Here is a 14,834-nt window from a genome sequence, read left to right as displayed (position 1 = left end):
AGGGAACGACGTTTACCACGGCATACCGTATCACTGAATTGCCGGTAGATATGACAAAACTTCCCATTGGCCGACCCATCGCTAACACACGCCTCTATTTATTGAACGCTTATGGTCAGCCAGTACCACTGGGGGCGATCGGTGAGATTTATATTGGTGGAGACGGTGTTGCCTGTGGTTATCTTAATCGGCCTGAACTCACGGCTGAACGCTTCCTGGCTGATCCTTTTAGTGATAAACCGGCTGCGCGTATGTATCGGACCGGCGATTTGGCCCGCTATCTGCCGGATGGTAATCTGGAATTTGTGGGGCGTAATGACCAGCAAATTAAAATCCGTGGTTTTCGGATTGAACCGGGGGAAATTGAAGCTCGGCTGACAGAACATTTTGCGGTACGTGAAGCGCAGGTATTAGCACTGGGTGATGGGCAAGATAAACGTTTGGTCGCTTATGTGTTAGCAGAACCGGATGACGGATTGGCAGTGAGCCTGCGTGAGCATTTGAGTGCTCTGTTACCTGATTATATGGTGCCTGCGGCTTTCGTCTGTTTGACCGCATTCCCGCTAACCTCTAACGGCAAGTTGGATCGCCGGGCATTGCCAGCTCCGGGAGAGGAAGACTTTGCCCGTCAGGTTTATGAAGCTCCGCAAGGAGAGATAGAAACGGCGTTAGCGGCTATCTGGCGTGAGTTGTTAGGGGTTGAACAGATTAGTCGACATGATAATTTCTTCGCGTTGGGGGGCCATTCGTTGTTGGCTGCACGGGTGATGAACCGTGTGGCAGCTTTCGGTGTTGAACTACCGCTTGTTACCTTGTTTATGTCACCCTCTCTGGCTGCTTTTGCGGAGAGGATCTACACACAACGTACCTACACACAATGTAATGAGAATAGTGACAGGTTGCCTGAGATTACACCGGTATCCCGCGATAGTGCTTTGCCATTGTCATTTAGCCAGCATCATCTGTGGTTCCTCGCGCAGTTTGAAGGGGTGAGTGATACTTACCATATCCCTGTAATACAGCATTTGCGTGGTCAGTTTGATATCAGTGCCTGGCAGCGGGCGCTTAATGCTCTGTTTGCTCGCCACGAAGCTTTACGTTCTGTCTTTGTGACGGTTGATGGTCAACCCCAAGTCGCTTTATTACCGGCTGAACCCGGTTTGCCCATGAAGAAGTATGATCTGCGAGGCGTACCTGACGCGGATGGACAACTTAAGCGTTTGTGTATGGAGGAGTTTGGGCTATCGTTTGATCTTACTCAGGGGCCATTAATCCGTTCCAGTTTGATACAGCTAGCAGACGATGATTATGTATTTCTGCTGACCTTGCATCATATTATTTTTGATGGTTGGTCTTTAGGGATACTGAAATCAGAGCTAAGTGCACTCTATACGGCTTTTCTGACAGGTCAACCTGATCCACTACCACCGTTGATGATTCAGTATCCTGATTATGCTGCATGGCAGCGTCAGTGGCTTTCGATAGAACGCTTACAGTCCCAATCTGACTGCTGGCGTACCATGTTGGCTGATACACCGATACTGCTTGATTTACCAACCGATCGTCCACGTCCTTCTCAGCAGTCGTTTATAGGGAGTTCATTGCCCATCAATCTGGATGAAGTGTTGACTAAATCCCTCAAGCGCCTGAGTGAGCAGCAGGGTACGACGTTATTCATAACTATTCTGTCAGCTTGGGCTATGGTTCTGTCACGTCTGTCAGGTCAGAGTGATCTGGTTATCGGTACACCTTGTGCTGGACGTGGTCGTCAGGAAATTGAATCCCTGATAGGTTTCTTTGTCAATGTATTGGCTTTACGCATCGACTTATCGGGCACTCCGGATGTGACAGAATTACTTGCACGTGTTCGGCAAACTACGTTAGCTGCACAGGATAATCAGGATCTGCCATTTGAACAGGTGTTGGAAATTGTGCAACCGCCGCGCAGACTGGCGCATACTCCGCTGTTCCAGGTAATGTTTGCCTGGCAGAACAATGAGAAAATAGAGTGGAAATTGCCAGCGCTGGAAATCTTACCAGTTGATCAGGTTTTTAATGTGGTCAAGTTTGATCTTGAACTTAACCTGTTTGAGGAAGAAGGCAGAATTGTAGGTACTCTGAATTATGCAACAGCCTTGTTTGATCAACAAACAATCCAGCGGTATGTGGGGTATTTGCACACCGTATTGCAAATGATGGTGGCTAACCCACAACAACCAATCAGGGAAATTGATATTTTGTCACCGGCGGAACGTAGACTATTGCTGGAAACGCGGAATGCGACTGAAATAGCGTATTCTGAACAGGTGTGTATCCATCAATTGTTTGAGCAACAGGTGGAGAAAACCCCAGATGCTACAGCGGTGATACATCAGGAGCACATCTTAAACTACGCAGAACTGAATGTTCAGGCTAACCGGTTAGCTCATCAGCTTATCTCTCTGGGGGTAGTATCGGACCAGCGGGTGGCGATTTGTGTGCCACGTTCGCCAGCGATGGTAGTGGCGCTATTGGCAGTACTGAAAGCGGGGGGCGCTTACGTACCACTGGATCCTGCCTATCCGAGTGATCGTCTGGCGTATATGCTGAATGATGCCGCTCCGTTGGTAGTACTGGCGGATAATACAGGGCGTACCGCATTGGGTGAAGAAGCACTGGCAAAATTAACTGTACTTGACCCGAATATCCTGCCTGACCAATCGGACAACAACCCGCAGGTTCCTGCGTTAACTTCACGGCATCTGGCCTATGTGATTTATACTTCTGGTTCTACCGGAATACCGAAAGGGGTGATGATTGAACATCGTGGGTTGGTCAACCTTATCCGGGATAAAATCAGCCAATTTGACATTCATTCTCATAGCCGGATGTTGCAATTCGCTTCATTTGGTTTCGATGCCAGCGTCTTGGAAATCATGATGGCATTGTGTGGTGGTGCCACCCTGGATATTCCTGCCGACACGGTTCGTCAAGATCCGTGCCGCCTCTGGCATTATCTGCAAGAACAGGCAGTGACTCATGCCTGCCTGACACCAGCTCTGTTGAGGGATGGTGTGGATTTACCGACGATAAACAGAAGACCAACATTGATACTGGGTGGGGAAGCTCCTAGTGCGGTGCTGCTCCAGGCACTGCGTGGCCGGGCTACGCTGTTCAATGCTTATGGCCCGACGGAAATCACGGTATGTGCCACCACTTGGCGTTGTCCGGCAGATTATATTGGTACATTAATTCCTATCGGACGTCCGACAGCCAACACTTGTGTCTATCTTCTGGATGCCAGTGGTCAGCCGGTTCCACTGGGAGCGGTAGGGGAGCTGTATATTGGTGGTGACGGTGTCGCGCGTGGCTATCTTAACCATCCTGATCTGACCGCTGAATGCTTCCTGGCTGACCCGTTTAGTCAGACACCGGGGGCACGGATGTACCGCACCGGCGATTTGGCCCGCTACTTGCCGGATGGTAACCTGATATTTGTTGGCCGTAACGACCAGCAAGTGAAAATCCGGGGATTCCGTATTGAACCGGGTGAGATAGAAGCCCGGCTGGTGGAGTACCCGGCAGTGCGTGAAGCTATCGTACTGACTTTGGGTAATAAGCAGGATAAACGTTTAATCGCTTATGTTGTGGCGGAAGAAGATAACAGATTAGTAGCCCGTTTGCGTGAACATCTGAGTGCTATTTTGCCTGATTATATGATGCCGGCGGCTTTTGTACGCCTGAACGCATTTCCTCTGACCCCTAACGGTAAGCTGGATCGTCGGGCACTGCCGGAGCCTGATCAAAATGCCTTTGCTCATCAAGCCTATGAAGCTCCACAGGGGGAGGTTGAGATTGCATTGGCAACCATCTGGCGTGAATTGCTGGAGGTTGAGCAAATAAGCCGGTATGACAATTTCTTTGCGTTGGGTGGACACTCGCTGCTTGCTATGCGGATGATAAATCTTGCCGCAGGTCGTGGTTTGATGTGTACACTGAATAACCTATTCCAATTCCCTGTACTGGCTGAACTGGTATCAAAAATCACATTAGATCCACTGTCTCAGCCGCAAAGCGGGGCGATACCTGTACGGCCATCCGGAACAGAACCGCCGTTATTCTTTGTGCCCAGTGGAATGGATGATTACTCCTATATCTTTGGATTAGCTAAACATATTCAATCAGACTATCCGATTTATGCATTACCTTGGACGTCCATTGATGAAGAACAGATATCGACTATTGAAGCATTGGCTACCAAAATGATCGCCTTTATGAAGACGGTTCAACCGGAAGGCCGATACCGGATCTACGGTTACTCTTCTGGTGGTGTACTGGCTTATGCCATTGCCCAACAACTTTTGAATGCCGGTGAGACCGTCGATTTCCTGGGTTTGATTGATACGCCTGCCCCTCACTGTTTCAGGCATCAGGTCATTCAACCAAAACTCCAGTTTCTTGTTGAACTGGCAAAACAATCGGGCAGGGAACATAGAGAGGAAATTGCGGTATTGCATCAGAAAATTGATAAACTGAATTTGGTGCAATTTATTGCCGCGGCGCAGGAACTGGAACTCTACCCGCCGAACCTGCGTCCTGACTTGATCGCAAGGCGTTGGGAACAGATGGTAAATTATATGCAACTGGTCAAAAAATATGAACCACAAGCCTTGGCGATAACACTCCACCAGTTCTATGCAAGAGAATCTTATCCGCAACTCCCTTTCGTTACGGAAGCTGCATTACCCTCCTTGAGTACGGAACCGTCGTTAGGCTGGAAGCAAATTGTGCCTGATTCTTTGCTCCAGCTAACATCTATACCGGGCGACCATTTTAGCCTGATGGAGGATAGTAAAAATAAAACCATTTTGGCTAAAACCTTAAGTATGGCATTGGCAATGGATTGTGAAGCGGAGGCAGTGTAATGTCAGTGATATTGCAGGAATAGCAAGCGATTATTGACGGCGATATTGTCCGGTCAAAGATGTTTTTATCATGGCCGGACATCTCTCCCAAATAGAATTAAGGAAAAGAATCTATCACCTTATCCCAATTCAGTATTTGAGGGAAAGAGTTAATAAAAATATTAGATGTAATTAGATAAATATGACTTGACTTCAAGTTAACTTGAGGTTTTAGAGTATGCGCATTAACCAGGGGAAGTAAAACGAAAGATGTTTCTTGAAACCTGGCAGATTTCTAAATTAGGCAAATCAATCTATCGATTTAATAATCTGAATCAGGAGAATAATAATGTCATTGGAAATGATTACAGCCTATCGTAAATCGAATGCACTATTCGCTTTTGTAGACAGCAAAGCACCATTATATTTAAGTACTCAAGATGGAAAAACAGTGGAACAAATTTCTCAGTTATGCCATGTTTATCAAGATAGATTCCATAGATTATTGGATTATATGCAAAAACTTAATGTGTTAACAAAAAAAGAAGATAAATTTTACCTTACTGAACAATGGTCATCACTCAGTGATCCAAACAGCTTTGAAACATTATATATAAAGTTCGAATTAGACCCTGCCTTCTGGAACGCTTGGTCACAATACAGTGCATCCTTAAGTAAAATAAATGAAAAATCTGCTTTTGAACTTACTCATAATAAGCCATTTTTTGATTACCTCAGTCATGAAAATAATAAATATATTAAAAAAATTTTTGATGAATTATTGGCAAAAATGACCGATAAGATAAATAAATATATTATTGAACATATACCTCTAAATAACATTACTTCATTTATCGATATCGGGGGTGGGGAGGGATCTTTTTCAAAAAATATAAAAATGCATTACCCACATATCCAATGTTACGTCATGGATCAATATAATTTCACAAGGAAAGAATCAGAAGGGGTTACTTTCATCAATGGCAATTTCTTTTCTGATATTCCATCGGGATATGATGTTTATAGCATAAAAAATGTTTTGGATGATTGGCCAGATAATAAAGCCATTGATATTCTCAAAAATTGCCATAAAGCAATGCGGGAGGATTCCATTTTATATGTTATCGATATGATAAAAGGACCCAATGATGCTGCGTCATTTGATTTATACATAGATACTCTTCTGTTAGGCCGGAAAAGGTACCAATCTGAATTTGAATTTATGGCAAAACAAGCTGGATTCTCTATTACAAATATCTACAATTTGAATTTTTCCACAGAAAATGGCAGCTACTACCTTATTGAAATGAAAAAATGAATTTTGTGAAAATGAGATGGGGGTTGGTCAGTCACTGACCCTGATAAAATGGGACATTGTGACAGCTCTAAATGGATAGCAAGTGACATGACTATATTGGTGTTACAATGAAGGTTCGCATAATGTATATTATGTTAAATAATAGATCACTTACTTCACTATCCTTTTCCACTCTAAAATAATCATAAAGCTACCTGTCTTCCTAAATGATCCCCTACCATTCTCCTGATATGGAAGTACGTCCGATATCAGGAACAACTTTGCTTGCAGCAGATTATTTAAATGACTGTCCTGAAAACAGTGCTACATGTATCGCAATGAATGCTTTACCTGTCATAAAAAAAGCCTTTACAGGCAGTGATAGTCTATGTTTAGAAAAAGCTTCTGTGGGTATGCGTCCAATTCCTAATGATGAAATGCCCATCGTCGGAAAAGTTGCTGATTATCGTGGCTTATATATGCTCAGCATGCATGCAGCAATTACACTTGCACCACTGATATGCCGACTGGCTCAGGAAGAAATAATAAATGACACAGAACAAGCTGCGTTAAATCCATACAGATTAACACGCTTTGATAAAAACTGAGTTATTCGTTCTATATCAGAAGATGGCTTTTGCCATCTTTGCAATATCAGCAAAAGACTTCTGCGTTTATTGCTCTTTTTTAGAGTGACCTATCTCATGATAATAAAACCCATATTAATCAAATTAACCGCTATCGCCACACTTGATCGTAACGAACGTATCGTTAATCCAGAAGGACTTGCCCCTCAATGGGATAACTAATCTAATGAAGGATGAGGTTTATTATGCTTTTTGAACGCTATTCTCTGAGTGGTTTATTGTTATCTAATCGTATTGTAATGCCACCGATGACTCGTTCGCGGGCAGGAATAGATGGTATAGCCACTGATTTAATGGCTAAATATTATGCACAACGAGCCAGTGCCGGGCTTATTATCAGTGAAGGGACACAAATCAGTCAGCAGGGACAAGGATATGCCTGGACACCGGGTATTTATAAGCCTGAACATGTCATCGGATGGAAAAAAGTAACAAATGCAGTGCATAAGGCAGGTGGAAAAATTTTTGCCCAGTTATGGCATGTAGGAAGAGTTTCACACACTATTCTGCAACCTAATAATGCTGCGCCTGTTTCTCCCTCTGCTCTTCAAGCAAAAGGTGTAAAAGTTTTTGTGGATATTGCGGGTTGTGGGCCTGAACATGGTTTCGGTGAAATGGTACAACATTCGCAGCCACGAGCACTGACACTTGATGAAATTCCAGATATCGTAACTGATTATATTCAAGCAGCAAAAAATGCTATTGCAGCAGGTTTTGATGGCGTAGAGCTTCATGCAGCGAATGGCTATCTGATTAATCAGTTTATTGATTCCCAGTCTAACCTGCGGGATGACGAGTATGGTGGAACCCTGCAAAATCGGCTACGTTTTTTGAAAGAAGTCGCTATGTCAGTAGCTGCTGCAATAGGTAAAGATAAGCTAGGAGTTCGCCTGGCACCACTCACAACTCTGATGGGTTCAAAAGATGATACCCCTGAAGCAACTTATCTGGCTGCCGCGAGTGTGCTGAATGATATCGGAGTAGCCTATATTCATATTGCGGAAGCTGACTGGGAAGACGCACCTGTTATGCCAGTCGCTTTCAAAGAAGCGTTCCGCATGCTTTATCATGGCACGCTGATATACTCTGGAAAATACACGTTAGAACGTGCTGAAGAAGCACTGACTAAAGGTTGGGCAGATCTGATCGGGTTTGGCCGCTCTTTTATTGCTAACCCCGATCTACCCTACCGTCTTGCCAATGGGCTGGAATTAAACCAGCCAATAAAAGAAAAATTTTTCGGTGGTAGTGAGGAAGGTTATACTGATTATCTGGCGATAAGCGAATAAAAATATATCTCTTCAATTTTCAAGCTATCTCTTGGTGGCTTTATATTCCAGCTCCTTCGGGAGCTGTTTATTCTTCCACATCTGAAATCAATATTTTCAACGAGGTAACGCGATAAATCCCTCTTCCAGCCCGTGAACTTCCATACCTTCCGGCATAGCTTCCCCGATAGTTACCCGACGAGATACAGCCGGGCTTTTTAAATTCGGACGCCAGGTTACGGTTACTTGTCCATTGCTATCGTGAGTTAATGCTTTTTCTGGCACAACAGTACCCCGTTCATTGCGATAAGTAATAATATTCACTTTGGCACTCATACCAGGTCTGATGGGGTAACCCTGTTTCATGGGTGAAGTCACTTTAATCACAACGTCATAATAAATCGCCGAACCGGGGTTGTCGTTATTCACACTTTGCATGGCAATAGTTTCAATTTCACCATCCAAAGGGTGATCGGAAAACCCCTCTCCGCTAATTTTTACTGTCTGCCCTTCTCTGAGTTTGGCGAGATCAGTTTCTTCAACTTTTGCCAGTACCTGATACTGTGTTGTGTCCATCACTTCCAGTAAAGGCATCCCATCGGTAACCCGCACGCCGGTCTGAATCGTTAATAACTTCCCCTTTTCTCCCTGTGCTGCTCTGAGTATGACACCGGAAAATGGCGCTTTGATTTCTTTACGGGTGTATTGTTCCTGTAGCGCCTGATAGCGGCTGGTTGCATTTTGCAGCTCCATCTCTGCAACACGTACATTGCTAGCGCTTCCTTTTTGTCGGGTTGATACAAGATCATCCTTTACAGAAGCGAGCTCCGTGAGTTGCCGACGAAGTTGCTGCTCAAGGTTTTCTACTTCCATTCGTGGAACGATACCTCGTGAAAAAAGCGCCTGTGTTTTTGCCAGATTATTTTTTAATTCCATCACCATATGATTCGCATTTTCGACATTTCTTCTGGCCCGGATGACTTCCTGACTGTTTTCCCAATCACGCAATTGTTCAACGGCAAATGAGGCTTTAATCATTTCAACCTGCGCCTGCCGAAGTTCAATATCCAGCTTGCGGGTGTCAAGTATCACTAATGTCTGGCCAGCTTTCACTTGTTGCCCTTCTTTGACCAAGACTTGTTTGATAATGGCATCAAATGGCGCAGGGATAGTTTCGAGACGCCCGGATTGCAGCTTGCCGACCAGACCTAATTGCTTTTCTATCAGGTTGTGTTTTACTTCAATCCACTGTACTGATCCCTGATCTGACGATTCTTTTGAGGACAAATACCCTGAGAACAATAAGGCAAAAAAACAAATTACTATGACAAGTACGCCAACGATGGCCCATTGATAACGTTTAGTCATTGAGAACGATCTCCCAGCTTTCCAGTGTCGTGCCAAGAATTTGATCCAGTTCGGCCTGAGCATTGAGATAGTGGATAAGTGTATTCAGGCGTGCATTTTCGGCATTTCTCAAGTCGGTTTCAAAACTCAGAACCTGAAAGTTACTGGATCGCCCTGCCTGTAATTTTTCCTGTTCAATTTCGAGTTTCTTTTGAGAAAGTGAACTGGCTTTTATTGCTAGTTGATATTCCTGCCAGCGTGATTCTGTATCCCGGATGGCATTGATGACTTTTTGTTCCAGATTTATTTTGGCCTCTTCCAGATGTAACGCCTGCTTCTGGACTTCTACTCTGGCCTGAACTTCCTCTTGTTTCCGGGTCATATCACCGATTGGAATATCCAGTTGTATACCCACATAATTTTCCCAGTTGCGGGCCTCAGAAGAGGATGAACGATACTGGGATGTTCCTCCAACCAATGATAAATCCCAGAGCTGGTTATCTCTGGCCTGCAATAATTGAATATCTGCCGTTTTTGCGGAAAGTAACTGGATCAGATAACCCGGCTGCTGAGCCTGCGCTTTTTTAATGGATTGTTCAACATTTAAACTGACGTGAGTACCTTCCAGCGTATCAGTCGCCTGGATAGGGGTTTTAAGGCTCAAGGCAAGTAACTTAAGTAATGCCAGCTTTGTAGTATGCACATTGTTTTCAGCCTCTTTTGCTGATAATTCCTGCATGGCCAAATCAGCCTGCGTCTGTATGATATCTGTCTGAGCCATTCTGCCGGCATCAATCAATTCTTTGTTCGTCTCCACTAATCTCTGCATACGCTTAAGGGAAGCGATGGATAATGCCTGTTGCTCCTGAGCACGAAGTAACGCATGGTATGCCAGAATAATTTGCGTGATGGAATCGGAAATAGTTGCTTTTAGATTCAATCGGTTGGTTTGTTCCCGAAGTTTTGCCAGTAAGATTGGGGCATTATTAATATCGGTTCCTGCTCCCCGTAAAAGAGGCTGTATCACAGAAATACTTGCGCCATCATTGTGAAGTTTGTTTATCCTTGAGTTATTGTTCTCACGTGTCCAGGAAAGTGTGAAACGCGTTCCCAAAGGAGTGAGCAATGTGGCATTCGGAGAAAGGCTAGTTTTCCTGAAACTTGAATCCTGACTTTTACCTGCAATGTAACGTCCACTTAGCTGTAATTTGGGGGTGAATCTATCCTCTGCCACCCGTAAATCAAATTTTTGCGCAATGCGATCCAGATAAATACTGCGGATTGCATAGTTATTCCTTAAACCAAGCGATATCGCGTCACTCAACGACAAGCCGATCACTTCTCCAGAAGTTTCCCGGCTAAGACTGTAATCAGGTTCTGATAAAACCCATCGTCCCTGTTCAGATGCAAAGGTTCCTGTTTGAGTAAAACAGAAAAACAAAGTCAACGAGCTATAAAGGAAATATTTTTTAATCATCACGTAATGCCTGTACCGGTTCCATTTGAGAGGCTTTATGCGCGGGATAAAAGCCGGAGATAAGCCCCGCTACGATTGAACTCCCTATTCCTAATGGAATAGATAAAGGAGCCAGAGAAAATGACCAACCAGAATAAAGAACAAAAAGAAAGGCGACGATGACACCGACTAACGCACCTAGGATTGCGCCGGCAAAAGTCAGTGCCGCAGCTTCATACAAAAAAAGACGCCGGATATCTTGAGTTCTTGCCCCTAAAGCCATTCGCAACCCAATCTCTTTTCGCCGGGCCGAAACGTTCATCAGCATCACATTCGAAATCGCAATGCCGCCAGTGAGCAGCGAAATGCCGGCTAACCCAATCAACATAAAAGAAAAGGTTTTACTTTGTTCTGTCTGCCCTTTCAGTAATTGCTGAGCAACCCGAACATCAATGTTAACCTCTGGAAACTTACGTTTGAGCAACGCCAATAAATCTTTTGCATCGGTTTCTGTGGTTGCGTTTGTTATGGTACGGGCGATGATGCCGTTCAGATCAATATTGGATGAGATTTTTCGCATGGCATTGATAGGAGCAACCACAACCGAATCCAGAGAAAAAGGAAAGATGGGGTTTTGCCCTTTTACATCGAAAATGCCAATTACAGTGTATAAATAATTGCCAAGCTGAATCTGCTTGCCAATTATACGGAATGGGTCCCCTTCACCAAGGGTAACCGCGACTTCATTGCCAATGACCAAATAAGGCGAGTGCTGATCATAATCAGAGATGAACCGGCCATAACGAAGTCGCAACTGCATAACTTCCTCCAGTTCCGCAGAAGAACCTATCACGGTAAATGTTTCTGTTTTCCCATTATATCGACCAGAAGAAGGAGAATAGATCCACGGTGCTGTTGAAGATAAACCAGGAATAGCCGCTGTCAGATCGGCCATGTTAAGTGAGTTACTATCAATTCCATGATTATATGAGTAAAAATTTGTTGTAATGACATTGATATCCAGCCCACTGAACATCTTTAACGCAGCCAGTGTGGCGTTATGTCCGGTATTCACAAATGCCACAATAGACGCACAACCAATAGCAATCCCGGATAAAGCAAGCAGAGAACTTTTCCCTGTTGCCATTAAGTTACGCCAGGCTTCTTTCCACATCATTAATACCGACATGCCATAGTTGCCGGACTGACGATTATCATGCATGTGTTGTCATCCTTTTGGTTTCATGCAACTGACCATCAATCATGCGTAATTCGCGCTGCATATGGTTTGCAACCATAGCATCATGGGTTATTACAACCAGCGTCATCGCGTTTTCTGTGTGAAGAGAAGAAAGCAGCAATAAAATTTCTTCTGCCGTTTGTTGATCCAAATTACCGGTCGGTTCATCAGCCAGCAGTAATGAAGGTTCTCCGACCAATGCCCTGGCAAGCGCCACCCGTTGACGTTGCCCGCCGGATAAATCTGCCGGATAATGCATGGCACGGTGTGAAAGCCCTACCAAGTTCAGTTTTTCTCTGGCAATTTTATGGGCCTGTGAGGCAGAAATACCACGGTAAAGAAGCGGCAGAGCGACATTTTCTGTCGATGTCATTCCGGCCAACAAATGAAAACTTTGAAAGACAAAACCAATTTCTTTATTACGCATTCTGGCACGAAGATCAGCATCGGCTGTTGACATATCAACGCCGCAAAGAAAATATTCCCCCGAAGTGGGCTTATCCAGCAGACCGAGAATATTCAGTAATGTGCTTTTGCCTGAACCCGATGCGCCAACAATAGCGCAACTCTGACCGGCAAAAATTTGTGCAGTGATATTTTTCAGAATCGATACTTCGCCCTCCCCTCCATGTTGATAAACACGGGTTAGTCCTTGCATATTGATAACAGGTGATATCGGTATTGTGGGATGAAGCAAATTTAAAGTATCCATTATTTTTATAATATCTCCCCGCTTTAATGTCTACATTCATCTTTATTAAAATATCCAGTTTCTGATATCGTTAAGGAATTAATAATCAAGTCACCTAAAATCAATGTTGTTATGGTACATTGAGTTGCAATTATGAATAAATTATTTTCTTTGCGTAAATAATAGTAGAATCATTGTTGATCATAAAATATGATAATAGAGATTAGATTTCTAATCCAGAATATAAAAATATAGCTAATTTCTAAATTTTAAAATTGTAACATCATCATATGATGTTTTATATTTACGCGAGTTATCAAAAACAATTTGATCATTAATGTATTTAAACTACAAATTTTAAAACTATTACAGGAGAATGCTTATGTTCAAGAAATTATTGACAGTTGGGGCATTGGCTGTGGGTGTTTTGTTGAGTAGTAATGCAATGGCACTAAATAATTGTCAGGTTGAAAACGTACCAAAACATCTTACCGGTAATCTTTATGAAATGTATGTTGTTAACCCAACAAATAATTTCGCAAATACCTTTGAAAGGTATGGTATCACATGGTATTTTAAAGGAAAAATTGGGAATGGAGAGTGTAGATATAATACCGGAAGGAAAGCCTATCAAGCTTATTATCAAGGAAGAAAATACTAATTCACCAGAGAAAATTATTATCATAATAAATTTATGATGCATATAAACCCCGTTTAAAAAAACGGGGTTTTGGATATTATAATGAACGATAATATTCCCGATTTTCCATTATTATCTGGTTTTAAATTTTTTATAACGCCACCTAAATTTCCAATATAAGATAAAAAACAAAAAATTTACAAATTTTAAAATTGTAACATCATCATATGATGATTTAGATTTAACGCGCATTATCAAAAACAATTTGGCAATTAATGTATTTAAGTTAAAATTTAAAAACTATTACAGGAGAATGTTTATGTTCAAGAAATTATTAACAGTTGGGGCATTAGCAGCAGCATTGATCGGCGGAATTGGAACTGCATCGGCAAAAACATATTGTAATCCTGAGGAGCCAGGATATGTTGCAGGGGGTAAATATTATAGATATCTTACTAATCCTTATAATAATTTCGCTAATGTATTTACGGAAGATACTAAATTTGGAAAAATGACATGGTATTTTAAACAAGGTCTTGGAAGCTGTGAATTGAGTTCTGGATATAATGCTTTCCAAGCTTACTATGAAGGCAGATTACAATAATCGGATAGTTTTATTAAATGGTTCTTTTAAATAAAGACAAATATCAGGATTTGTCTTTATTATGAAAAATGAAGCTTTCCAAAGCTAAGATATTTAATACAGTTCGTTGAAGTTTATTTCAGCTGAAAGTTATAATATTTTGATAGGAGAATGTTTATGTTCAAGAAATTATTAACAGTTGGAGCATTAGCAGCAGCATTGATCGGTGGAATTGGGACTTCATCGGCATTTCAAAGCTGTCCGAGTGAGAGAATACTGTCTGAATCACCTCCGTTTACAAAATATGTTGTTAATCCTTATAATAATTTTGATAATGTATTTACTCAGTATGAGTCTTATATTGGAAAAACGATTACATGGCGTATTCAATCTTCTCCTGAAATTTGTAAAACCAATAGTGGGAATATGGCTTACTTCGCTTTATACAGCGGTAATTGAAGTTATGTAAAAATCCGCCTTCATAGAAGGCGGATTTAACGCTGCCTGCTAAAATGGGGCTAAAAGTCGCTATAAATATCCTTTTATTCCTGCTTTTTTATTAAACCCAAAACCATCTATTTCTTATTAATACAGAGAGTAAGAGAAATATTTTAACGTAATTCCTCTACGGTCAAATCCCTATGGGAATGTTAGGTATTATTTACAAAGTGTTAAACCAGTAGCTCCTCGTTGTGGTAAAGGATATATTGCTTACTATGAAGGTAAGAAAATATAAAATCCTCTGGATAGCCTCTTATTAGAGGCTTTTTAGCGGAATTTTA

Annotated in this window: 10 protein-coding genes and 1 pseudogene; 7 read left to right on the top strand and 4 right to left on the bottom strand. The window is 42.5% G+C overall.

The annotated features are described in order from the left end of the window. Nucleotides 1–50 precede the first annotated feature (50 nt). The 4 genes and pseudogenes from AAC147_RS12645 to AAC147_RS12630 all read left to right on the top strand — a co-directional run. Nucleotides 51–4,904, top strand: a pseudogene (locus AAC147_RS12645) (non-ribosomal peptide synthetase); the annotation flags it as partial. Between the two features lie 328 nt (nucleotides 4,905–5,232). Beyond that, nucleotides 5,233–6,201: a methyltransferase gene (locus AAC147_RS12640; protein WP_047681562.1), complete on the top strand. Its 969-nt coding sequence runs from the start codon at nucleotides 5,233–5,235 to the stop codon at nucleotides 6,199–6,201. Between the two features lie 260 nt (nucleotides 6,202–6,461). Beyond that, nucleotides 6,462–6,788 carry a hypothetical protein gene (locus tag AAC147_RS12635; RefSeq protein ID WP_231571408.1) on the top strand — a complete coding sequence of 109 codons (327 nt, stop codon included), beginning with the start codon at nucleotides 6,462–6,464 and terminating at the stop codon, nucleotides 6,786–6,788. A 224-nt stretch (nucleotides 6,789–7,012) separates the two neighbouring features. Continuing rightward, nucleotides 7,013–8,116 (top strand): alkene reductase, encoded by a 1,104-nt coding sequence (locus AAC147_RS12630; RefSeq protein WP_047681559.1) that lies wholly within the window; start codon nucleotides 7,013–7,015, stop codon nucleotides 8,114–8,116. A gap of 96 nt (nucleotides 8,117–8,212) precedes the next feature. Here AAC147_RS12630 and AAC147_RS12625 read toward each other — a convergent pair whose 3' ends face one another. From AAC147_RS12625 to AAC147_RS12610, 4 genes are read right to left on the bottom strand one after another with little or no spacing between them, the layout of a single operon-like run. Beyond that, the gene (locus AAC147_RS12625; protein WP_156115357.1) at nucleotides 8,213–9,463 is read right to left on the bottom strand and encodes an HlyD family secretion protein; all 1,251 of its coding nucleotides are present in this window, start codon (nucleotides 9,461–9,463) and stop codon (nucleotides 8,213–8,215) included. Further along, nucleotides 9,456–10,919, bottom strand: coding sequence for a TolC family protein (locus tag AAC147_RS12620; protein ID WP_047681552.1), 1,464 nt, complete (start codon nucleotides 10,917–10,919; stop codon nucleotides 9,456–9,458). The genes AAC147_RS12625 and AAC147_RS12620 overlap by 8 nt, the downstream gene beginning before the upstream one ends. Further along, entirely contained in the window at nucleotides 10,912–12,120 is a 1,209-nt protein-coding gene (locus AAC147_RS12615) for an ABC transporter permease (RefSeq protein WP_047681549.1), read from the bottom strand. Before AAC147_RS12615 ends, AAC147_RS12620 begins: the two co-directional genes overlap by 8 nt. Further along, entirely contained in the window at nucleotides 12,113–12,850 is a 738-nt protein-coding gene (locus AAC147_RS12610; RefSeq protein ID WP_047681536.1) for an ABC transporter ATP-binding protein, read from the bottom strand. Before AAC147_RS12610 ends, AAC147_RS12615 begins: the two co-directional genes overlap by 8 nt. A gap of 361 nt (nucleotides 12,851–13,211) precedes the next feature. On the opposite strand from AAC147_RS12610, the gene AAC147_RS12605 reads away from it, so the two are divergent. The 3 genes from AAC147_RS12605 to AAC147_RS12595 all read left to right on the top strand — a co-directional run bounded on the left by AAC147_RS12605 (nucleotide 13,212) and on the right by AAC147_RS12595 (nucleotide 14,511). After that, nucleotides 13,212–13,490 carry an LCI fold-containing protein gene (locus tag AAC147_RS12605; protein WP_047681534.1) on the top strand — a complete coding sequence of 93 codons (279 nt, stop codon included), beginning with the start codon at nucleotides 13,212–13,214 and terminating at the stop codon, nucleotides 13,488–13,490. A 298-nt stretch (nucleotides 13,491–13,788) separates the two neighbouring features. Next, the gene (locus AAC147_RS12600) at nucleotides 13,789–14,073 is read left to right on the top strand and encodes a hypothetical protein (RefSeq protein ID WP_047681532.1); all 285 of its coding nucleotides are present in this window, start codon (nucleotides 13,789–13,791) and stop codon (nucleotides 14,071–14,073) included. A gap of 156 nt (nucleotides 14,074–14,229) precedes the next feature. Continuing rightward, nucleotides 14,230–14,511: a hypothetical protein gene (locus AAC147_RS12595; protein ID WP_047681531.1), complete on the top strand. Its 282-nt coding sequence runs from the start codon at nucleotides 14,230–14,232 to the stop codon at nucleotides 14,509–14,511. Nucleotides 14,512–14,834: the final 323 nt, after the last annotated feature.

It is taken from the genome of Xenorhabdus sp. NBAII XenSa04 (assembly GCF_963866145.1).
In the GTDB taxonomy this organism is placed as follows: Bacteria; Pseudomonadota; Gammaproteobacteria; order Enterobacterales; family Enterobacteriaceae; genus Xenorhabdus; species Xenorhabdus indica.
This window is presented reverse-complemented; position numbering and strand designations above follow the sequence as displayed.